Genomic DNA, 21993 nt, shown 5'->3' on the forward strand with positions numbered 1-21993 from the left:
TTCAGCTAGTTAGCACGCAAAAAAAAAGCGCCCTCAGGCGCTCTTTCTACGGTAAAGCAGTCTTATTTGGTCAATTCTGCGGTCATGTGGACCTGATTACGGTTGAACGCTGAAGTGATTTTGTAGGAAGCGCCCATATCCTGCGCCTGAGCGGCGATTTTCGCTTCGGTCGCGTCCAGGGTAGAACCGGTCGCGGTAATGGTCTGGGAAGCGAAAGCACCGAAAGAGGAAGCCAGTGCGATAACAGCAACAAAAGTTTTGATGTTTTTCATGATGTAGACCCTTAATGATTTAGTTTGATGTGAGGCGGTCTGCCTCGATGTGATAAATCATAGGGCAAGCCTGTGCTTATAAAAAGCACAAGCTTTTGCTGATAAAAATCAAAATTTTTGAATGATTAGCGCAGACGCTGCGGATGGGTATAGATGGTCGCCCGGCCCGGTTTGCTGAAGCCGACCAGCGTCAGGTTGCAGCGTTCGGCCACGTCAACCGCCAGCGACGTGGCGGCCGAGACGGCAAACAGGATCTCCACGCCGCACATGGCAGACTTCTGCACCATCTCGTAGCTGGCGCGGCTGCTGACCAGCACGGCACCGTCGCTCCAGCCTTCCCGTGCGCGGCGACCCAGCAGTTTATCGAGTGCGACGTGGCGACCGACATCCTCATGTCCACCCGTCGCCTCACCCGAAGGGGTTAGCCAGGCGGCGGCGTGAGTACAACCCGTGAGCTGCCCGACCGGCTGGAACGTCTTCAGGGTGGTTAGTGCCGCATCAAGGTTTGCCAGATCGAAGGTTTGAGTAAAAGGCAATGGCGTCAAGGGCTTGCCAATATCTTCCAGCTGCTCAACGCCGCAGACGCCACAGCCGGTACGCCCGGCGAGCTGGCGACGGCGCGCTTTTAAACCCATAAAGCGCCGGCTGGATAACTCTATTTGGACTTCCGTGCCATTACACCCCTGGACAATATCCATTCCGTAAATTTCGTGTGAAGATTCAACAATGCCTTCCGATAACGAGAAACCAAGGGCGAAAAGTTCCAGATCCTTGGGGGAAGCCATCATCACCACATGTGAAATACCGTTGTAGACCAGCGCTACGGGCTCTTCTTCCGCCAGCATATCCTCGCGGGTATGGTCGAGCGCATCGCGCTGCCACAGCGAAACGGATTTGGCGCCTGTGATTTGAGTCACACTTTCGTTCTGTGCTGATGAAATATTCTTCACTTTTTTTTAACCGTATTGGAACAGCCACACCGGCATTATGGTATTCTCGTGGCCCTTCGCTTCAGGGACTGAGGTGGGAAAACAGCAATTCTGAACCTTTGCGGCTTTGACCGCAAAACAAAAACTAAATCCCCAACGTATCCGCTGCTTCAGGAAACAATAAGCAACGCGGCTACCAACGGGGTGATGAGTAATGTCAAAAGTAAGGAGTGACCATGCAGGTCAGCAGAAGGCAGTTCTTTAAGATCTGCGCTGGCGGTATGGCAGGCACCACGGTAGCGGCACTGGGCTTTGCACCCAGCGTAGCGCTGGCAGAAACACGTCAATATAAACTGCTGCGCACCCGTGAAACCCGTAACACCTGTACGTACTGCTCCGTTGGTTGTGGGCTGTTGATGTATAGCCTCGGCGACGGTGCGAAAAACGCCAAAGCATCTATTTTTCACATCGAAGGGGACCCGGACCATCCGGTAAACCGCGGGGCGCTCTGCCCGAAAGGCGCGGGCCTTGTGGATTTCATCCACTCCGAAAGCCGCCTGAAGTATCCGGAATATCGTGCTCCGGGTTCCGATAAATGGCAGCGCATCAGCTGGGACGAGGCGTTCGACCGCATCGCGAAGCTGGTCAAAGAAGACCGTGACGCCAACTTTATCGAGAAGAATGACGAAGGCACGACCGTAAACCGCTGGCTCTCCACCGGTATGCTGTGTGCGTCCGCATCAAGTAACGAAACCGGCTATTTAACTCAAAAATTTACGCGTTCGCTCGGCATGTTAGCCGTCGATAACCAGGCGCGTGTCTGACACGGACCAACGGTAGCAAGTCTTGCTCCAACATTCGGTCGCGGTGCGATGACCAACCACTGGGTCGACATGAAGAACGCCAACCTCATCATTGTGATGGGCGGGAATGCGGCAGAAGCGCATCCGGTGGGATTCCGCTGGGCGATGGAAGCCAAAATCCATAATGGCGCGAAGCTGATTGTTATCGATCCTCGCTTTACGCGTACGGCGTCGGTTGCCGATTTCTATACACCGATCCGCTCCGGTACTGACATTGCTTTCCTGTCAGGCGTACTGCTGTACCTGCTGAATAACAACAAGTTTAACCGCGAATACGTTGAAGCCTATACCAACGCCAGCCTTATCGTGCGTGAAGATTTTGGCTTTGAAGATGGCCTGTTCTCCGGCTACGACGCGGACAAACGCAAATACGATAAAACCTCCTGGAACTACGAGCTGGATGAGAAAGGCTTCGCCAAACGCGATACCACGCTCAGCCACCCGCGCTGCGTCTGGAATCTGCTGAAGCACCACGTTTCTCGCTACACGCCGGAAATCGTGGAAGACATCTGCGGAACGCCAAAAGCAGACTTCCTGAAGGTGTGTGAATACATTGCCGAAACCAGTGTTCACGACAAAACCGCCTCATTCCTGTACGCACTTGGCTGGACCCAGCACTCCGTTGGCGCCCAGAACATCCGTACGATGGCAATGATCCAGCTGCTGCTCGGCAACATGGGCATGGCAGGCGGCGGCGTTAACGCACTGCGCGGCCACTCCAACATCCAGGGACTGACCGACCTTGGCCTGCTGTCACAGAGCCTGACCGGCTACATGACGCTGCCAAGCGAGAAACAGGCCGACCTCCAGACCTACCTGACCGCCAACACGCCGACACCGCTGCGCGAAGGCCAGGTGAACTACTGGAGTAACTACCCGAAATTCTTCGTCTCCTTGATGAAAGCCTTCTACGGCGACAAGGCGACCGCGGAAAACAGCTGGGGCTTTGACTGGCTGCCGAAGTGGGATAAGGGTTACGACGTACTGCAGTACTTCGAAATGATGAACCAGGGCAAAGTGAACGGCTATTTCTGCCAGGGCTTTAACCCGGTCGCCTCATTCCCGAACAAAAACAAAGTCGTCGCGTCGCTGTCGAAACTGAAGTTCCTCGTCACCATCGATCCGCTCAACACCGAGACTGCCACATTCTGGCAGAACCACGGCGAGCAGAACGATGTGGACACCGCCAGCATTCAGACCGAAGTGTTCCGTCTGCCGTCCACCTGCTTCGCCGAAGAAAACGGTTCTATCGTTAACTCCGGCCGCTGGCTGCAGTGGCACTGGAAAGGTCAGGACGCGCCGGGCGAAGCCCTGAACGACGGTGAAATCCTCGCCGGTATCTTCATGCGCCTGCGCAAGATGTATGCCGAAGAGGGCGGCGCCTGCCCTGAGCAGGTGCTGAACATGAGCTGGAACTACTCCACGCCGCACAACCCGTCGCCGGAAGAAGTAGCGATGGAAAGCAACGGTAAAGCGCTGGCCGATATTATCGACCCGGTTACCGGCGATGTGCTGGCGAAGAAAGGCAATCAGCTTGGCACCTTCGCACACCTGCGCGATGACGGCACCACGTCCAGTGGCTGCTGGATCTTCGCCGGAAGCTGGACGCCAGATGGCAACCAGATGGCGCGCCGCGACAACGCCGACCCGTCAGGCCTGGGCAACACCCTGGGTTGGGCATGGTCCTGGCCGCTCAACCGCCGCATCCTTTATAACCGTGCCTCTGCGGACCCGCAGGGTAAACCGTGGGATCCGAAGCGTCAGCTTCTGTCTTACGCCAACGGTAAATGGGTTGGCGCTGATATTCCGGACTACAGCACCGCGCCTCCGGGCAGCGATGTCGGGCCGTTTATCATGCAGCCTGAAGGGATGGGTCGTCTGTTTGCGATGGATAAACTGGCCGAAGGTCCGTTCCCGGAACACTACGAGCCGTTTGAAACGCCGTTGGGTACCAACCCGCTGCACCCGAACGTTATCTCTAACCCGGCAGCCCGCGTCTTTAAAGGCGACATGGAAGCCATGGGTAAAAAAGATAAGTTCCCGTACGTGGGTACGACCTATCGTCTGACCGAGCACTTCCACTACTGGACCAAGCATGCGCTGTTGAACTCCATCGCGCAGCCGGAGCAGTTCGTGGAGATCGGTGAGAAGCTGGCGGGCAAACTCGGCATCGCCCAGGGCGATACGGTGAAAGTCTCCTCCAACCGTGGCTACATCAAAGCCAAGGCGGTGGTGACCAAACGTATCCGCACGCTTAACGTCCACGGTCAGGAAGTCGATACCATCGGTATTCCTATCCACTGGGGTTACGAAGGCGTGGCGAAGAAAGGCTTTATCGCCAACACCCTGACGCCGTTCGTCGGCGATGCGAATACGCAGACGCCGGAGTTCAAGGCGTTCCTGGTGAATGTGGAAAAGGTGTAACGGAGACGAATCATGGCTTATCAATCTCAAGACATCATCCGTCGTTCCGCGACTAACAGTTTCACTCCCGCGCCTCAGGCGCGGGATCACCAGCAGGAAGTGGCGAAGCTTATCGACGTAACCACCTGCATCGGCTGTAAAGCCTGTCAGGTGGCCTGTTCAGAGTGGAACGACCTGCGTGACGAAGTGGGCAACAACGTCGGGGTGTATGACAACCCGGCCGACCTGACCGCCAAGTCATGGACGGTGATGCGTTTCTCGGAAGTGGAGCAGAACGACAAACTGGAATGGCTGATCCGCAAGGATGGCTGTATGCACTGCGCCGATCCGGGCTGCCTTAAGGCGTGCCCGTCCGAAGGCGCTATCATTCAGTACGCCAACGGTATCGTCGACTTCCAGTCCGAGCAGTGCATCGGCTGTGGCTACTGCATCGCGGGCTGCCCGTTCGACGTACCGCGCCTGAACCCGGAAGACAACCGTGTCTACAAGTGCACCCTGTGCGTAGACCGCGTCAACGTGGGCCAGGAGCCAGCGTGCGTGAAGACCTGTCCAACCGGCGCTATCCACTTTGGTTCCAAAGAGGATATGAAGCAGCTGGCGGGCGAGCGCGTGGCGGAGCTGAAAACCCGTGGTTATGAAAACGCAGGCCTGTACGATCCGGCAGGGGTTGGCGGTACACACGTGATGTACGTGCTGCACCACAACGACAAGCCGAATCTTTATCACGGCCTGCCGGAGAACCCGGAAATCAGCGAAACCGTGAAGTTCTGGAAAGGCATCTGGAAACCGCTCGCCGCTATCGGCTTTGCGGCCACCTTCGCCGCCAGCGTCTTCCACTACGTCGGCGTGGGCCCGAACCGTGCGGAAGAAGAGGAAGACAACCTTGATGAAGAGAAAGACGAGGTGCGCAAATGAAACGTCGTGACACCATCGTGCGCTACACGGCGCCGGAACGCATCAACCACTGGGTCACCGCCTTCTGCTTCGTGCTGGCGTCGGTGAGCGGGCTGGGCTTTTTCTTCCCGTCGTTCAACTGGCTGATGGGCATTCTCGGCACGCCGCAGCTGGCGCGCATCCTGCACCCCTTCGTGGGTGTGGTGATGTTTGCCTCGTTCATCATCATGTTCTTCCGTTACTGGCACCACAACCTGATTAACCGCGACGATATCTTCTGGGCGAAAAACATCCGCAAGATCGTGGTCAATGAGGAAGTGGGCGACACCGGACGCTATAACTTCGGCCAGAAATGCGTGTTCTGGGCGGCGATTATCTTCCTGGTGCTGCTGCTGGTGAGCGGCGTGGTGATCTGGCGTCCATACTTTGCGCAGGCTTTCCCGATCCCGCTGATTCGCGTGGCGCTGCTGGTACATTCATTTGCCGCAGTGGCGTTAATTGTGGTTATCATGGTGCATATTTACGCCGCCCTTTGGGTAAAAGGCACCATCACCGCAATGGTGGAAGGCTGGGTATCCTCAACGTGGGCGAAGAAACATCACCCGCGCTGGTACCGTGAAGTCCGCCAGAAACAGGAAAAATCATCTGAATGAGTATTCGCATCATCCCGCAAGATCAGCTGGAGAAAAGCGAGAAACGCACGGCGGAGAACATTCCGCCGTTATTGTTCCCCAGACTGAAAAATCTCTATAACCGCCGCGCGACACGTCTGCGCGAGCTGGCGGAGAACAATCCGTTAGGCGACTATCTGCGTTTCGCGGCGCAAATCGCCCATGCTCAGGAAGTGGTGCTCTATGACCACCCGCTGGAGATGGACCTGACGACACGTCTGCAGGAAGCCGCAGCACAGGGCAAACCGCCGCTGGACGCGCATATTCTGCCACGCGATGCGCACTGGCAACGCCTGCTGCACTCCCTTATCGCCGAGCTGAAGCCTGAAATGACTGGCCCGGCGCTGGCGGTGATTGAGAACCTGGAGAAGGCCTCTTCGCAGGAGCTGGAAGCGATGGCGAGCGCACTGTTTGCTGCCGACTTCGCCGATGTCAGCAGCGACAAAGCGCCCTTCATCTGGGCCGCGCTGTCGCTTTACTGGGCGCAGATGGCCAGCCTGATCCCCGGCAAAGCGCGCGCCGAGTATGGCGAAGCGCGTCAGTTCTGCCCGGTGTGCGGCAGTATGCCGGTTTCCAGCATCGTGCAGATTGGCACCTCCCAGGGGCTGCGCTATTTGCACTGCAACCTGTGCGAGAGCGAATGGCACGTGGTGCGCATCAAGTGCAGCAACTGCGAACAGACCCGCGATCTGAACTACTGGTCAATCGACTCCGAACAGTCGGCCATCAAGGCCGAAAGCTGCGGCGATTGCGGCACTTACCTGAAGATCCTTTATCAGGAAAAAGACCCCAACGTCGAAGCCGTTGCGGATGACCTGGCTTCGCTGGTGCTGGATGCACGCATGGAGCAAGAGGGCTTCGCTCGCAGCTCCATCAACCCGTTCCTGTTCCCGGGAGAGGGTGAGTAGTTTTTCCCGTCAACCCGTCCTCATTATTGGGGGCGGGTTATCATAAATTGTAGGGAATCGTTACGCCGCTTATGCCAGCGAAATCCTTCGAGTTGCGCGTTACCAGCACACGAGAATTAACCTGCGCCGTTGCCAGAATGATGGCATCAGGCAGTTTCATACCGTGCTGTTGGCGAATCATTACGCTGCGCTCTGCTACTGCGGCTGAAATCGGTAACACATCAAACGCCTCCAGTACCTCACGCGTACGCATTTCTTGACCGTGTTTTTTTGCCCCTACCATTACTTCAATCCATGTCATCAGGCTGATGCCGCGATTAATGGGATACTGTTCCATCACCTTTGCCGCCTGCTGATGCCCACTAAAAAGATCGATAAGGATGTTGGTATCGAATACCGCCACGCCCTCCATGCCTACCACTCCTCACGTAGTTTTCGCTCATACTCCAGCCCATCTTCAGCCGCCTCCCCCCACAGGCCTAACGCCTCGTGAAGAACATTTTGTGTCTGCCTTTCCAGATACTGCTCAATCGCTTCGCGCAGTAGCTCCGCTCTGGCGGTATTGCGGCGCTGTTTGAGGTGATCGAGGCGGCGGATCGCCTCGTCAGGTAAGTCGAGAAGAATTCGTCCCATAATGTTCTCTACTGTCATGACCATATATCACCTCAGTATATCATCATCGTTCGTTTTTGAATCGCCACTTGCAAAAGGCTAATCCTTTTTCTTCGTGCGGTTAAGTCAGGTTTCGGAGGTAATTCCCCTTCTGCGAGGTGCTTTCCAGAAACGTTTTTTCCCTGCATGACGGCGTTTTTCTTCCGTGTCGTTTAGGGTATAAACGCTGAACTTTTCACAGGTGAAAACCGCGCAACGCAGGCACAGTTCGCTCTTCACCGAAGCATCAGGTTATGGCGCAGGATAGATTTGTCGCTCCCCCTGACGGAGAGCAAACAAATGATTGCGGTACTTTTTGAAGCAGACGTATTACCGGAAAAGCAGGCGCGTTATCTGGCGCTGGCGGCGGAACTTAAGCCCCTGCTGGCAGATAGTGAGGGCTTTATCAGCATTGAGCGGTTTCAGAGCCTGACCAGCGAGGGGAAGATCCTGTCGCTCTCATGGTGGCAGAATGAAGACGCCGTGCTGAGCTGGAAGCGTAACGTATTGCACCGCGAAGCACAGACCGAAGGGCGCGCTTCCATTTTCGCCCACTACCGGATTCGCATTGCTCAGGTGGTCAGAGATTACTCATCAGATATGCAAGGATAAGCCGATGTACGATATTCACGTAGTGCTGGAAAACACGCCAGGTCAACTGGCAGCCCTGGGTTATGTGCTTGGTCAACACGGTATCGGCCTTGAGGGCGGCGGTGTGTTCAGCGCCGGGAGCGACTCGCATGCGCATTTCCTGGTGGCGGAGGGTGAAAAAGCCCGTGCGGTGCTGGAGCGCGAAGGGTTCAGGGTTGAAAACGTCTGCCAGCCGCTGATGCGTAAACTTAAGCAGGAGCGTCCCGGCGAGTTAGGTGAGATTGCCGCAGCCCTGGCAGATGCGGGCATTAATATCATTACCCAATACAGCGATCATGCGAATCAGCTTATCCTTGTCACGGATAATCCTGAACTGGCGCACCGGGTTACGCAGCGCTGGCCCATCACCCGTGAGTGAATATGCTTAAACCTTCTACGCCAGACGGGCATGACGATGCCCTCGAAGACGCGATCGTCGCGGTTGCCGCCGCAATGTCTGATGCCTCGCGCGTAAAAATGCTCTGCGCATTAATGGATGGGCGTGCCTGGACCGCGACCGAGCTGAGCGCCGTTGCCGATATCGCCTCATCCACTGCCAGTGGGCATCTGGCGCGTCTGGTAAAGGGAAAATTGATCACCTGCCTCTCCCAGGGCAGGCATCGCTATTATCGCCTCGCCGGTCATGACATCGCCGCGCTGCTTGAGGGGATGATGGGCGTATCCTGGAAGCGGACAGACCCGATGCGAACCCGCACACCGCAGCATCTGCGTAATGCTCGTACCTGCTATGACCATCTGGCGGGTGAAGTCGCCGTAAACATTTATGCGGCGTTAGTGGATGAGGGCTGGCTGCAGGCAGATGGTGCGGCGCTGACAGAGAAAGGCCGCGCGCGTTTTCAGCAGGCTGGTATTGCGCTCAGTCCCAGCCCCCGACGAAAGGCATGCTGCGCCTGTCTCGACTGGAGCGAACGGCGCTTTCATCTTGGTGGCGAAGCGGGTGCAGCGCTTTTCCTGCACGGCGAGCACAAAGGATGGCTGGTGCGCACGCCCGGATTCAGGGAGGTGACCATCACACCAGCCGGGCGTCTGGCGCTCAAAAAGTTGTTTAACGTTGAGGTATAAGCTGGCACCGGTGCGTTGCATTTAGCTGCCCGGCTACGATAGCCAGGAAATGGCAGGGCAGATAAACCGCGCGCCTGTCTTCGTTGTACCGCTTGCCAGACGCAACAAAAAAGCCGCCCGCGGGCGGCTTCATCCGGCTTTACGACTTAAAGCGTGATGCTGAAACTGCTCACGCCCTGAGTTGGGGCGATCACTATGCCCCACTCGCTGCCCACCAGCGTTGCACCATCAACGCCTGTCACCTGCGGAATATTACGCAGGCACAGCGTCCAGTCGGTCGCGGTGCCCTCGCTGTGCACTGTCAGTTGGTTACCGGTGCGGTTCACCCTCAGGGTAAACAGAACAGAACCGTCCGCTGCGGGCACCTCGCACAATGCCTCACGGCCATCGTCGAGATTAAACAGCTGGAAGGCGGTGCCTTCATGCCAGGCGTAGTCCGGTTGCTGGTCGTTGGCTCCCAGCGCCAGCAGCGTGTTGTCGCGTACATACACCGGCAAGCTCAGGAAATCGTGCTGCTGTTTGTACCAGCGGCTGCCGGTAAGCACATCGTTGTGCCACAGGTGTGTCCAGCGCCCTTCCGGTAGCCAGAAGCTTACCTCGCCCTGCTCGCTGAATACCGGCGCCACCAGCAGCGCATCACCCAGCATGTACTGCCTGTCCAGATAGTCGCAGGCCGGGTCGTCCGGGAACTCCAGCATCATGGCGCGCATCACCGGTGTACCGCACTCCCGCGCCAGCGCAGACTGGCGATACAGGTATGGCATCAGGCGGCACTTAAGCTCGGTGAAATGCCGCACCACGTCACAGGCTTCGTCATCGTAGGCCCACGGCACGCGATAGGATTTGCTGCCGTGCAGGCGACTGTGGCTGGAGAGCAGACCAAACGCGCACCAGCGCTTATAGACGTGTGCCGGTGCGGTGTTTTCGAATCCACCAATGTCGTGGCTCCAGAATCCAAACCCGGAAAGCCCAATCGACAGCCCGCCGCGCAGGCTTTCAGCCATTGATTCATAATTCGCATAGCAGTCGCCGCCCCAGTGCACCGGGAACTGCTGGGCACCCACCGAGGCCGAGCGGGCGAACAGCACCGCTTCCTCTTCGCCCACCGTCTCCTTCAGCACGTTCCACACCAGCTCGTTATAGAGATACGCGTAATGGTTGTGCATTTTTTGTGGATCGGCGCCGTCGTGCCACACCACGTCAGTGGGAATGCGCTCGCCGAAATCGGTTTTAAAGCAGTCCACGCCCATCGCCACCAGTCGTTTCAGATGCCCGGCGTACCACGCGCTTGCTTCCGGATTGGTAAAATCAACGATCGCCAGCCCCGGTTGCCATTTATCCCACTGCCACACCGCGCCGTTCGGGCGTTTCAGCAGATAACCTTTCTCCATCCCCTCGCGGAACAGCGGGGATTTCTGGCCGATATACGGGTTAATCCAGACGCAGATTTTCAGACCGCGCGCCTTCAGACGTTTCAGCATGCCTTCCGGGTCCGGGAAAGTAGCCGGGTCCCATTCGAAATCACACCACTGGAAGGCTTTCATCCAGAAGCAGTCGAAGTGGAACACGTGCAGCGGCAGGTTGCGCGCCGCCATGCCATCGATAAAGCTATTCACCGTCTCTTCGTCATAATTAGTGGTGAACGAGGTGGTGAGCCACAGCCCGAATGACCAGGCAGGCGGTAGCGCGGGCCGGCCGGTGAAGCGCGTATAACGGTCCAGCACGGCTTTTGGCGTCGGGCCATCAATCACAAAATACTCCAGATGCTCCCCTTCCACGCTGAACTGCACCTTCGAGACTTTCTCCGAGCCAATCTCAAACGACACGCACTCGGGATGATTCACCAGCACGCCATACCCACGGTTGGTAAGGTAAAACGGAATGTTTTTATAGGCCTGCTCGGTGCTGGTGCCGCCGTCGCGGTTCCAGGTTTCTACCGTCTGCCCGTTACGCACCAGCGCGGTAAAACGTTCGCCCAGGCCATACACCGTCTCGCCCACACCGAGGTCGAGACGCTCGAAAAGATAGTTGCGCCCGGTGGTGCCGTCCTGCACGTAGCCGTTATTTTTCACCTGGCTGCCGGTGATGCGCACGCCGTCGCGCAGGAAGTCGAGCGCCCAGTATTCGCCCTTACTGATGCGTACGCTCAGGCTGCCGCTGGAAAGTTCGGCGTAATCATCGCCGTTATCGAGCCGCACCGGATAGGTCGCCTCTGCGTTGAGGGGGAAATGTGGACCGCTGTCAGCCACCCCCTCAAAATGCGTAATGCGCACACCGATAATGCCCTCCTGTGGCGAGAAAAAGCGCAGGGTGAAGAGCGGCGTATCCAGTTGCCAGGTGCGCTCGCGCACGTCGCGTGGCGCGGCATACACCACCAGCTCACGACCCCGTACCTCGACATTAAACACCTGCAGCGGATGCGTTAGCGTCAGACCGGGCTGGATCAGCCAGTTACCATCACTGATTTTCATCGTCTTATCCTCTTACTGCTGAAATTCTTTGCGAACCGGCACCTGCTCAAATTCCTGCTGATTGCGCCGGGCGCTGTCGGCCAGCTGCGACATGATTGACGTCAGATACGGTGTTTTCAGGGTGTAATAGCGCTTCGCTACCACGGCGCTGATGAGATAGCAGATGGCCGGCACGATAGTGAACAGCGCGATAATGATGCTGATGGTGGCGCTGTTCTGGGTAGTGGCCGCCGCGTTATAGCCGCCGCCCGCCAGCATCCAGCCAATCAGCGCTCCGCCGATAGCCAGGCCCAGCTTCAGCACGAACAGCGTCCCGGCAAAGCTGATACCGGTCAGGCGCTTGCCATTGCGCCACTCGCCGTAGTCCACGGTATCGGACATCATGACCCACTGGATCGGCGTCACCAGCTGGTGCAGCACACCGATAACAAAGATGAATACGAACATCAGCACGCTGGCATGCAGCGGCACGAAGAACATTGCAAAGCTCAGCACGGCAAGCGCCGCATTGGTCCACCAGAACACGCTCACTTTGCATTTCCAGTCGGTGAGGGGTTTAGCCAGCGCGCTGCCAAACAGATTCCCGACGCAGTAGGTCGTCAGGAACGCGGTAAACAGCGCCGGGGAGCCCATAATCCAGGTGACGTAATACATCATCGCCCCGCCGCGCACCGACACCGCGAGGATATTGAGGATGGTAAGAATGCCCACGACGCGCCACTGGTCGTTTTGCAGGATGTCGCGCAGATCCTCGCGCATTGGCGTGGTATTGGGCGGAGTCTGTACGCGCTCTTTGGTGGTGAAGAAGCAGAACGCCAGCATCAGGAAGGCCACCACCGAGAGCACAGCAATCCCGCCCTGGAAGCCGAGGGCTTTATCTTCACCGCCAATCAGGTTAACCAGCGGCATCATCAGCACCGTTGACAGCATGCCCCCTGCGGTCGCCAGCACGAAGCGCCAGGATTGCAGCGAGATGCGCTGCTGCGGGTCGCTGGTGACCACGCCGCCCAGCGCGCAGTAGGGAATATTGACCACGGTATACATCAGTGTCAGCAGCGTGTAAGTGATCGCGGCGTAAACCATTTTGCCGGTCAGGCTGAGGTCCGGCGTGCTGTAGGCGAAAACGCAGACGATGCCGAACGGCAGCGCCCCGAAGATGATCCACGGGCGGAACTTGCCCCAGCGACTGCGGGTGCGGTCGGCCACCAGGCCCATTACCGGGTCGGAGATGGCATCCAGCGCACGCGCCAGCAGGAACATGGTGCCGACAAACCCGGCAGGAATACCGAAGATATCGGTATAAAAGAACATCATGTACAGCATCACATTATCGAAGACGATGTGGCTGGCGGCGTCACCCATGCCGTAGCCAATTTTCTCCTTCACAGACAACACCTGATTGCTCATCACGTTGATCCTCGGGGCTTTTTAGCAGCTAAAAAACGTAACCGAGGTTGTAAACCATCCCACCGCCGCCGGGTATTCTGTTTTCTGGTTATCAAATTACGTTTCCTGATTTTTGTGATCGGTGTAGCTCTAACGAGGAAAATGAAATGACTAACCCGAGGAAAACGCGGGGCTTTATCCAAAATTGCGGGTAAAACAGACGGTTCGAAAAATAAAAAACACAGCGGGGGGATGTGGTTACGTTAAGAATGTAGCTATAATGCGCCCGCCTCCATGTAGCAATGCAGGCGCGGAAGATCGTCGTCTCCGGTGAGGCGGCTGGACTTCAACTCCAGTTGGGACCGCCAGCGGCCCCGGGCAGGTTCGACTCCTGTGATCTTCCGCCAAAATGCTGTTCTTTCGTTACTCTTATCTTATATTTCCCCCTCTGTTTTTCCTTTCTTATCACCGCCGATGTCGCTGTGACCGTCCGTACCGATAAATCTGCGTTATCTGTCATTTCATGGCAGGATGACCCGCATATGAAAGCGCTCTGGGTTCACCTTTTTTAGCTACTATTCAGCGTACCCCGAGCGATGTCGTACCAGGGTAGAGCGGCGTGACGCCACACAGGAGAACACATGATTTGGTTGATGCTGGCCACGCTGGCGGTGGTGTTTGTAGTTGGTTTTCGGGTGTTAACCTCGGACGTCAGGCGCGCTATCCGCCGTCTCACCGAGCGGCTGGGGATCAGCGCCGTGCCGGTGGAGTCGATGATCGATCAGATGGGTAAAGACGCCGGGCAGGAGTACCTGCGCTATCTCCAGCGGGCCGACGACAAAAATTTGCTCAGCGCCGCCCAGGTGCTGCTGATCTGGCAGGTGATGATTGTTGATGGCAGCGAATCGCATCTGCGTCAGTGGTATCGCCTGCTGCGCAAAGCCCGTCTGGCCGCGCCGTTAAGCGATGCCCATATCCGGCTGGCCTTTGGCCTGCTGCGCGAGCTGGAGCCGGATATGCAGGATCTGAATGCGTTTCAGGAGCGTTATAACGCCCTGTTTATGCCGGACGACAACGTCTACGTGTTGCACTGAGTGTTGCCATAGTTGCCAAAATGTTAAGCACGTCACATTGACGGTGTTACACTGCGCCTCTTCATTTTCCGTGTAACACGTCAGGTGACTCCATGACCCCACACTCCTCCTCATCGCGTCCGGATGCTGCCATCCGGCCGAACTGGTCTGCGGTATTCGCCGTGGCGTTCTGCGTCGCCTGCCTTATTACCGTCGAGTTTTTGCCGGTGAGCCTGCTCACGCCGATGGCGCATGACCTGGGTATCTCCGAAGGGCTGGCTGGCCAGTCGGTGACCGTTACCGCGTTCGTCGCCATGTTTGCCAGCCTGTTTATCACCCGGATTATCGGCACCACCGATCGCCGCTATGTGGTGATCCTGTTTTCCGTGCTGCTGACCCTCTCCTGCCTGCTGGTCTCCTTCGCCAACAGCTTCACCGTGCTGCTGATTGGCCGCGCCTGTCTGGGCCTGGCGCTCGGTGGCTTCTGGGCGATGTCGGCTTCGCTGACCATGCGTCTGGTTCCCGCAAGAACGGTGCCGAAAGCGCTGTCGGTGATCTTCGGTGCCGTGTCGATTGCGCTGGTGATTGCCGCGCCGCTGGGCAGCTTTTTCGGCGGCATTATCGGCTGGCGTCACGTGTTTAACGCCGCTGCGGTGATGGGGCTGGTCAGCATCTTCTGGGTGTGGAAATCACTGCCGTCGCTGCCGGGCGAAGCCGCGCACCAGCAACAGAATATGATCAGCCTGCTGAAGCGTCCCGGCGTGCTGGCCGGCATGGTTGCCATCTTTATGTCCTTTGCCGGGCAGTTCTCCTTCTTCACCTATATTCGTCCGGTGTATACCAGCCTTGCAGGCTTTGACGTAGATGGGCTGACGCTGGTGCTGCTGAGCTTCGGTATCGCCAGCTTTGTCGGCACTTCGCTGTCGTCGGCTATTCTGAAACGCTCGGTGAAGCTGGCGCTGGCTGTCGCGCCGCTGGTCATCGCCCTCAGCGCGCTGACGCTGATCCTGTGGGGCGACAGTAAAGTGGTGGCCTCCGCCGTGGCGATTGTCTGGGGGCTGGGCTTTGCGCTGGTGCCGGTAGGCTGGTCAACCTGGATCACCCGCTCGCTGAGCGACCAGGCGGAAAAAGCCGGCTCCGTGCAGGTGGCGGTGATCCAGCTGGCGAACACCTGCGGCGCGGCGGTAGGCGGCTATGCTCTTGATACACTGGGCCTGCTTTCGCCGCTGGTATTGTCCGGCACGCTGATGCTGTTAACCGCGCTGCTGGTGACCCTCAAAGTCCGGGTGAACTAACGCCCACGCTCAGGCCACGCCGCGAGGTTTGCGGCGTGAATCGAGCGAAATCAGCACCACCGAGGACACAATCAGCAAGGTGCCAAGCCAGTCCGGCAGCGTGAAGCTGACACCCAGCAGCAGCACCGACAGCAACGCACTGCTCAGCGGTTCGGTACAGCTGAGAATGCTCGCTTTCGGGCCGCCAATCATCTGCGCGCCTTTGAGATACAGGCTGAAGGTGATGGCGGTCCCCACCACCACCAGATAGAAAAACGCCAGCAGCACATGGCCGCTCATCATCATCTCCCCGCCCTGACCCGCATAGAACGGCAGCAGCATTGCTCCGCCAATCAGCATGCTCCAGCCAACCACCGGCAGCGTGCCGTAACGGGCGATAAGCGTTGAAGGGTAAGTCGTGTAAAAAGCAGCGGCAAAGGCAGACGCGATACCCCATACCAGCGCGGCGGGCGAAATAGTGAGCGCGGTCGGGTTACCGTGGGTAACCAGCAGGAAGGTGCCCGCCAGCGAGGTGAAAATCGCGGCGAACACCAGCACGCCGGGCCGGGCTTTACGCGCCAGCGCAAACCAGGCCACGATAATGGTCGGGGATAAAAATTGCAGTACGGTCGCCGTGGCGGCATTGGATTTCTCAATGGTGACCAGAAACGTCAGCTGGACCGTCAGGGCACCAAACAGTGAGAACAGCAGCAGGCTGATGGCGTCCTTACGCTGCTTCAGTATTGAGAAGATTTTGTCGCCGTTGATGAACGACAGCGTCAGCAAAATAAAGCCGGAAAACAGCAGGCGGATCATGGTCAGGAAGGGAGAGGTCAGCGCACTGTTTTCCATAATGTACTGCGCACACACACCGGAACTTCCCCACAGCACGGCGGCGACCAGCACGTACAGCATCCCTTTCTTCGTAACACCCATGTTATCCCCTGCGACGTTAATAGTTTCCTGATGCATAACGCCGGACAGCATAGCACAGGCCAGATGACCCCTGCCTCCGTTGCCAGGGGTAACTATAACGCCTGGGTTTTCATGTGTTTTTCAATGAGGTGTATATCCGCCATCCGATCCACATCCTGCACGATACCGACATCATCAGACGTCAGATCCAGCGTCGTGCCGCAGGCTCGCGCCTGCTGCACAATCGTTTTTGCACCCACATCCTCGGAAAGCGCTGCCAGCGCAGCAAAGTACTTCCGGCCAAACCCGACCGGGTGGCCCTGACGCTGCTGGTAATGCGGGATAACAATCGCGTCCTCCCGCAACGCGTCGGCGACGCGCCGGAGCGTTGTGGGCTGGATCAGCGGCAAATCGGCGGGCAGGATCAACCACCCGCCAGCATCACGGGTCGCCTGCACGCCCAGCGCGATGGAATCGCCCATGCCGCGCGTGCCGCCGTCGGGGCGCACCAGATGCCATGCGAGGCGCGCTGCCTGCACTGCGTCCAGCACGTGGGTCAGCACCGTTTTACCGTGCAGCAGCGCGTCCAGTTTATGGGTGGTGCCGCCGGAGGCGAGAAAGCGTTCGCCCTTGCCGGCAGCGAGAATAATCACTGCAGGCGACGGCACTATTTTTCAGCCCCGGCGAGGCGGGCGGCAGCAACATCCGCCAGCACCGAGAGCGCTAGCGAGTGCGCATCCCGGGCTTTCGGGAATATGCCGATGGGGGCGCGAATGCGTTTGAGATCCTGCTCGCACCAGCCAAGCCCGGTGAGCTTTTCCACCCGTGCCGCATGGGTGCGCATACTGCCCAGCGCACCGATATAAAACGGGTTGGTGGCCAGCGCAGCCTGCAATATCGGCAGTTCGCGGTTCAGGTCGTGGTAGAGCAAAATGACGGCGGTCTGCGCATCCATCAGCGCGAAAGAGGTGCGCGGATCGAACCCGTCGCTGGTATGCACCTCATACCCCGCTGCCCGGGCAACCCGCGCCGTCGCTTCAGCCTCCATAGAGCGTCCGTAAACAATGACCCGGGTACAGGGCTGATAGCTGACGGTAAATTCCTCGTCGTGCCAGCCGCTCTCGCCGTCGCTAAGCTCGCTGCGGAGCGTCTGCGACGCGGGAGCGTAATGCAGGGAAGCCGTCTGGCGCTGCGCGGTGGCTTTCAGCACGGCGTGTAGCGGCTGGGCCGAACGCAGCTTGTGAATGCTCAGGGTGATGCCGCCGCCGCAGGGCAGCACGATATCAAAATACGGCGACCCCTGGCCGTAACGCACCATCCGATCTGTTCCGGAAGCGATGACCTCCAGCGCCTCATGAGCGACAGCCGATTCCACACAGCCGCCAGAGACGAAGCCGCAATACAGGCCGTCATCGCGTACCGCCATCTGCGCACCCAGCGGACGCGCCGCGCCGCCGCGGATCTCCACCAGCGTGACCAGCGCCGCCGCCTGGCCCGCCATCAGCGCCTCGGCGGCAAAACGCAGGATCGCCGCACTGTCGTCGGTGAGAAACGCCGGCTCGGGGGTGAGCGGATCGCGGGCCGCCGGTTCGGTTAAGGGGAGTTGTTGCAGCACCTTACCTCCATCCTGAAAGTGAAAGGGGAAGCGCTGCGGCTCTGGCGCGTCGGGCAGCCAGAACCGCAGGGCGATTACGCGACGGTCGGTAACCCGTGTAGCAGCTTATCGAGCGTAATCGGGTAATCCCGCACCCGCACGCCGGTCGCGTTATAGATGGCGTTGGCAATGGCAGCACTGACGCCGCACAGGCCCAGCTCACCTACCCCTTTAGCTTTCATCGGCGACGAGACCGGGTCGGTGTCGTCGAGGAAAATCACTTCCTGTTCGGGAATGTCGGCATGGACCGGCACTTCATAGCCCGCCATATCGTGATTCACGAAAAAGCCCTGCTGCGTATCGACTGCCAGCTCTTCCATCAGCGCACCGCCAAGCCCCATAGTCATCGCGCCAATCACCTGGCTGCGCGCCGTTTTCGGGTTAAGGATGCGCCCTGCCGCGCAGACCGCCAGCATGCGGCGAACGCGGACTTCCCCGGTGGCGATGTCCACACCCACTTCGACGAAATGCCCGGCAAAGGTGGACTGCTGGAACTGCTTGTCGAGATCGCCGAACTCAATCGCGTCCTCCACCGTCAGGGTACCACCCGCAGCGGCCTCGCTGAGCGGAACAGCACGCCCGTTGGCACGCACAGCGCCATCCACAAACTCTGCCGTGTTGGCGTCAAAACCGAGTTTGTTCGCTACCGCTTCGCGCAGTTTTACGCAGGCGGCATATACGCCTGCGGTGGAGCTGTTTGCTCCCCACTGGCCGCCCGAACCGGATGACAGCGGATAATCGGAATCCCCCAGCCGCACCACCACGCGCTCCAGCGGCACGCCCATCATCTCTGCCGCCGTCTGGGCAATGATGGTGTAGCTCCCGGTGCCGATATCGGTCATGTCGGTTTCCACGGTCACGATGCCCTGCGCATCCAGGTGCACGCGCGCGCCGGACGTGGTGACGATGTTGTTACGAAAACCGGCCGCCATGCCCAGACCCACCAGCCAGCGCCCGTCCCGCACCTGACCAGGCTGCGGATTACGCGCATGCCAGCCAAAGCGCTCCGCACCAGTGCGCAGGCACTCCACCAGCTGGCGGCGCGAGAAGAAGCGCTCGGGGTGCGCCGGGTCCACCTGGGTGTCGTTGAGAATGCGGAACTCCACCGGGTCCATGCCAAGTTTTTCCGCCATCTCATCGATAGCAATCTCCAGCACCATCAGCCCCGGCGCTTCCCCTGGCGCGCGCATCGAGTTCCCTTCCGGCAGATCCAGCTCTGCCAGCCGCAGCCCGGTATGGCGATTCGCACCGGCATACAGCAGCTCAGTCTGGTTGGTGGCGGTCTCCGTCGGGCCGCCGGGTAGATTGCCGGACCAGCTGTGGTGCTGAATAGCGGTGATGCGTCCGGTCTCATCGGTGCCGATACGCACATGCTGCACCGTCGCCGGGCGGTGAGTGGTGTTATTGGGAATAAATGGCCGCGGCAACATCACCTTTACCGGGCGTTTTGCCGCCCGCGCGCCGAGCGCCGCCAGCACAGCATCGCTGCGCAGGAACAGCTTGCTGCCGAAGCCGCCGCCAATAAAAGGCGACCGCACGCGGATGTTTTCTGCGGGAATATTCAGGGTTTTCGCCAGATCGCCACGCCACCAGTCAATCATCTGGCTGGAGGTCCAGAGCGTAAGCTTCTCCCCTTCCCACGCCGCCATCGAAGCATGCGGCTCCATCGCCATATGGCTCTGATCCGGAGTAGTATAGATGGCATCGAGCTGCACCGCCGCGTCAGCCAACGCACGCTCCACGTCGCCGACGCTTTTGTCCGGCGTGTCTTCCGGTGGGGTGGTAACACCCGGTTTTTCCGCCGCCAGATCGTAAGCGCCGGGTTCGCGCTGGTACTCCACGTGAATCAGCCCTGCAGCCGCCCGTGCCTGTTCGAAGGTTTCTGCCACCACCACGGCGATAGCCTGGTGGTAATGCTCAATCTCCGGGCCAGCCAGCAAGGTCGCCGCGTTCATTTCACCCTTGCCGAGTGGACCGGCGTTATCCGCCGTGACGATCGCCAGGACGCCAGGAGCGCGCTGCGCCGCCTCAACATCGAGCGTCGTGATGCGGCCTTTCGCAATGGCGGAGCCGACCACATGGCCATAGGCTGCATCAGGCGCTTCATCGTGCCATTCATAGGCGTAGGTTGCCGAGCCGGTGGTTTTCAGCGGCCCGTCGATACGATCGTGCGGGCGGCCCACCACTTTCAGCTGATCGATGGGGTTGTTGGTAGCCGGTTTATCAAATTTCATGGTTGTGCCCCCGCTTCTGCCAGCACCGAGGCGAGCGTGCGCTTCGCCAGTGTCAGCTTGAATTCGTTTTCACTGGTTGGCTGCGCGTCGGCGAACAGCTGGTCGTAGACCGCCTGCGCGCCCTGTGGCAGCTGTGCATCCGCTTCATCGCGCCGCCAGGGTTTATGTGCCACCCCGCCCAGCGCCACGCGTCCGGTGCCATCGGCCTGCACCACCGCCGCGACGGATACCAGCGCAAACGCATAGGAGGCGCGATCGCGCACTTTGCGATAGATGTGCGTGCCGCCGGCCGGAGGCGGCAGCGTTACCGCCACGATCAGCTCGCCGGGTGCCAGCACGGTTTCCAGATGCGGCGTATCGCCCGGCGCGCGGTAGAAGTCAGCCAGCGGGATGCGGCGTTCGCTCCCGTCCGGGTTTACGGTTTCCACCACGGCGTCCAGCACTTGCATCGCAACCGCCATATCACTCGGATGCGTGGCGATGCAGGCCTCGCTGGCTCCGACCACCGCTAGCTGACGGCTGTAGCCTGTCAGGGCCGCACAGCCGCTGCCGGGCTGGCGCTTATTGCAGGGCTGGTTGGTGTCGTAGAAATAGGGGCAGCGTGTGCGCTGCAGCAGATTGCCCGCGGTAGTCGCCCGGTTACGCAACTGGCCCGACGCCCCCGCCAGCAGCGCGCGGGACAGCACGCCGTAATCGCGACGCACGCGCTCATCGGCAGCCAGATCGGTATTGCGCACCAGCGCCCCGATGCGCAGTCCGCGATCGGCGGCAGGTTCGATGCTGTCCAGCGCCAGGCCATTGACGTCGATCAGATGAACCGGGGTCTCAATTTCCAGCTTCATCAGGTCGAGCAGGTTGGTGCCGCCAGCGATAAATTTAGCTCCCGGCGTGCGCTGCGCGCTGGCTGCCGCTTCGGCGGGCGAATTCACGCGTTGGTAGGTAAAGGCTTTCATCGTCCTTCCCCCCCGGCGACATCCTCGATCGCAGCCAGAATATTGGCGTACGCTCCACAGCGGCAGATATTCCCGCTCATGCGCTCCCGGATCTCATCCGCAGTCATTTGCGGCGGTGATACCAGATCGTGGGTGACGTGGCTCGGAATGCCCGCCTCAATTTCTTGCAGCACCGCCACGGATGAACAGATCTGGCCCGGCGTGCAGTACCCGCACTGGTAGCCGTCATGTTTTACAAACGCCGCCTGCATCGGGTGCAAATTGTCCGGCGTACCCAGCCCTTCAATGGTGGTGACTTCCGCATCCTGATGCATCACCGCGAGGGTCAGACAGGCGTTGATGCGTCGTCCGTCAACGATGACGGTACAGGCGCCGCACTGGCCGTGGTCGCACCCTTTTTTGGTGCCGGTGAGATGCAGATTCTCGCGCAGCGCATCCAGCAGCGTGGTGCGGGTATCCACGTCCAGCTCGCGGATCACGCCATTCACGTTGAGTCGCAGGGGTAGCGTTTCAGGCTGCGGGGTAACAGCGCGCCCATCCGGTTGCGGCAGCTGCCCGTATTCTGTGTTTTCGCCGTGGTTGCTCATACCAGGCCTCCAGTATTTTTAAAAATGAGTGGTTGCCGCTTATGCACTGCACGGCTTTTTTAATAACGAATAGTTAATGATAGTCGGCGCTGGCTTTCGCGCTGCGCAGACTGCGGTGAGA

21 protein-coding genes and 1 tRNA gene are annotated in these 21993 nt (G+C 59.0%); 10 read left to right on the forward strand and 12 right to left on the reverse strand.

The genetic code is table 11. The annotated features are described in order from the left end of the window. Window positions 1-62 precede the first annotated feature (62 nt). Both ET34_RS0111370 and fdhD read right to left on the reverse strand, forming a co-directional pair. Window positions 63-272 (reverse strand): YdgH/BhsA/McbA-like domain containing protein, encoded by a 210-nt coding sequence (locus tag ET34_RS0111370; RefSeq protein WP_031522136.1) that lies wholly within the window; start codon window positions 270-272, stop codon window positions 63-65. A gap of 125 nt (window positions 273-397) precedes the next feature. After that, entirely contained in the window at window positions 398-1222 is an 825-nt protein-coding gene (gene fdhD, locus ET34_RS0111375; RefSeq protein WP_072002012.1) for a formate dehydrogenase accessory sulfurtransferase FdhD, read from the reverse strand. A 215-nt stretch (window positions 1223-1437) separates the two neighbouring features. On the opposite strand from fdhD, the gene fdnG reads away from it, so the two are divergent. From fdnG to fdhE, 4 genes are read left to right on the forward strand one after another with little or no spacing between them, the layout of a single operon-like run. After that, the gene (gene fdnG / locus ET34_RS0111385; protein WP_152548385.1) at window positions 1438-4488 is read left to right on the forward strand and encodes a formate dehydrogenase-N subunit alpha; all 3051 of its coding nucleotides are present in this window, start codon (window positions 1438-1440) and stop codon (window positions 4486-4488) included. A gap of 12 nt (window positions 4489-4500) precedes the next feature. Then, complete coding sequence (gene fdxH, locus ET34_RS0111390; protein ID WP_031522144.1) at window positions 4501-5403, forward strand: formate dehydrogenase subunit beta; 903 nt, start codon at window positions 4501-4503, stop codon at window positions 5401-5403. Continuing rightward, a complete protein-coding gene (gene fdoI / locus ET34_RS0111395) occupies window positions 5400-6035 on the forward strand; it encodes a formate dehydrogenase cytochrome b556 subunit (RefSeq protein ID WP_031522145.1) in 636 nt (211 codons plus the stop codon). Before fdxH ends, fdoI begins: the two co-directional genes overlap by 4 nt. Then, window positions 6032-6961: a formate dehydrogenase accessory protein FdhE gene (gene fdhE, locus ET34_RS0111400; RefSeq protein WP_031522147.1), complete on the forward strand. Its 930-nt coding sequence runs from the start codon at window positions 6032-6034 to the stop codon at window positions 6959-6961. The genes fdoI and fdhE overlap by 4 nt, the downstream gene beginning before the upstream one ends. Window positions 6962-7001: 40 nt before the next feature. Here the strand turns inward: fdhE and ET34_RS0111405 are convergent, their stop codons facing one another. Together ET34_RS0111405 and ET34_RS0111410 are read right to left on the reverse strand one after the other, a co-directional pair. Further along, window positions 7002-7373, reverse strand: a complete 372-nt coding sequence (locus ET34_RS0111405) for a type II toxin-antitoxin system VapC family toxin (RefSeq protein ID WP_031522148.1) — start codon at window positions 7371-7373, stop codon at window positions 7002-7004. A gap of 2 nt (window positions 7374-7375) precedes the next feature. Next, a complete protein-coding gene (locus tag ET34_RS0111410) occupies window positions 7376-7618 on the reverse strand; it encodes a ribbon-helix-helix domain-containing protein (protein ID WP_031522150.1) in 243 nt (80 codons plus the stop codon). A 294-nt stretch (window positions 7619-7912) separates the two neighbouring features. Between ET34_RS0111410 and ET34_RS0111415 the strand changes: the two genes are divergently transcribed. The 3 genes from ET34_RS0111415 to ET34_RS0111425 are packed head-to-tail and all read left to right on the forward strand — an operon-like array spanning window position 7913 to window position 9325. Beyond that, the gene (locus ET34_RS0111415) at window positions 7913-8224 is read left to right on the forward strand and encodes an antibiotic biosynthesis monooxygenase family protein (RefSeq protein ID WP_031522152.1); all 312 of its coding nucleotides are present in this window, start codon (window positions 7913-7915) and stop codon (window positions 8222-8224) included. A gap of 4 nt (window positions 8225-8228) precedes the next feature. Continuing rightward, window positions 8229-8621 carry an amino acid-binding protein gene (locus ET34_RS0111420; RefSeq protein ID WP_031522153.1) on the forward strand — a complete coding sequence of 131 codons (393 nt, stop codon included), beginning with the start codon at window positions 8229-8231 and terminating at the stop codon, window positions 8619-8621. Between the two features lie 2 nt (window positions 8622-8623). Next, on the forward strand, window positions 8624-9325 hold the full coding sequence (locus tag ET34_RS0111425) for an ArsR/SmtB family transcription factor (protein ID WP_031522155.1): 702 nt from the start codon (window positions 8624-8626) through the stop codon (window positions 9323-9325). Window positions 9326-9471: 146 nt separating this feature from the next. Here the strand turns inward: ET34_RS0111425 and yicI are convergent, their stop codons facing one another. Both yicI and ET34_RS0111435 read right to left on the reverse strand, forming a co-directional pair. Then, window positions 9472-11796, reverse strand: a complete 2325-nt coding sequence (gene yicI / locus ET34_RS0111430; RefSeq protein WP_031522156.1) for an alpha-xylosidase — start codon at window positions 11794-11796, stop codon at window positions 9472-9474. A 12-nt stretch (window positions 11797-11808) separates the two neighbouring features. Beyond that, a complete protein-coding gene (locus ET34_RS0111435; protein ID WP_031522158.1) occupies window positions 11809-13203 on the reverse strand; it encodes a glycoside-pentoside-hexuronide family transporter in 1395 nt (464 codons plus the stop codon). 291 nt (window positions 13204-13494) lie between these two features. Here ET34_RS0111435 and ET34_RS22520 point away from each other — a divergent pair. From ET34_RS22520 to nepI, 3 genes are all read left to right on the forward strand, one after another. Further along, window positions 13495-13589 (forward strand) — tRNA-Sec (locus tag ET34_RS22520). A gap of 234 nt (window positions 13590-13823) precedes the next feature. Further along, complete coding sequence (locus ET34_RS0111440) at window positions 13824-14276, forward strand: DUF1198 family protein (RefSeq protein ID WP_031522160.1); 453 nt, start codon at window positions 13824-13826, stop codon at window positions 14274-14276. A 92-nt stretch (window positions 14277-14368) separates the two neighbouring features. Continuing rightward, entirely contained in the window at window positions 14369-15550 is a 1182-nt protein-coding gene (nepI, locus tag ET34_RS0111445) for a purine ribonucleoside efflux pump NepI (protein ID WP_031522161.1), read from the forward strand. Window positions 15551-15559: 9 nt separating this feature from the next. On the opposite strand, the gene ET34_RS0111450 is transcribed toward nepI, so the two are convergent. The 6 genes from ET34_RS0111450 to paoA form a co-directional block, all read right to left on the reverse strand. After that, window positions 15560-16465, reverse strand: coding sequence for an EamA family transporter (locus ET34_RS0111450; protein WP_031522163.1), 906 nt, complete (start codon window positions 16463-16465; stop codon window positions 15560-15562). 92 nt (window positions 16466-16557) lie between these two features. Beyond that, the gene (locus ET34_RS0111455; RefSeq protein WP_031522165.1) at window positions 16558-17112 is read right to left on the reverse strand and encodes a nucleotidyltransferase family protein; all 555 of its coding nucleotides are present in this window, start codon (window positions 17110-17112) and stop codon (window positions 16558-16560) included. Further along, on the reverse strand, window positions 17112-18059 hold the full coding sequence (locus tag ET34_RS0111460; RefSeq protein ID WP_031522167.1) for an XdhC family protein: 948 nt from the start codon (window positions 18057-18059) through the stop codon (window positions 17112-17114). Before ET34_RS0111460 ends, ET34_RS0111455 begins: the two co-directional genes overlap by 1 nt. 74 nt (window positions 18060-18133) lie before the next feature. Next, window positions 18134-20332 (reverse strand): aldehyde oxidoreductase molybdenum-binding subunit PaoC, encoded by a 2199-nt coding sequence (paoC, locus tag ET34_RS0111465; protein WP_031522168.1) that lies wholly within the window; start codon window positions 20330-20332, stop codon window positions 18134-18136. After that, entirely contained in the window at window positions 20329-21285 is a 957-nt protein-coding gene (locus ET34_RS0111470; RefSeq protein ID WP_031522170.1) for an FAD binding domain-containing protein, read from the reverse strand. The genes paoC and ET34_RS0111470 overlap by 4 nt, the downstream gene beginning before the upstream one ends. After that, entirely contained in the window at window positions 21282-21872 is a 591-nt protein-coding gene (gene paoA, locus ET34_RS0111475; RefSeq protein WP_031522172.1) for an aldehyde dehydrogenase iron-sulfur subunit PaoA, read from the reverse strand. Before paoA ends, ET34_RS0111470 begins: the two co-directional genes overlap by 4 nt. Window positions 21873-21993: the final 121 nt, after the last annotated feature.

Source organism: Siccibacter colletis (genome assembly GCF_000696575.1).
Lineage (GTDB): Bacteria > Pseudomonadota > Gammaproteobacteria > Enterobacterales > Enterobacteriaceae > Siccibacter > Siccibacter colletis.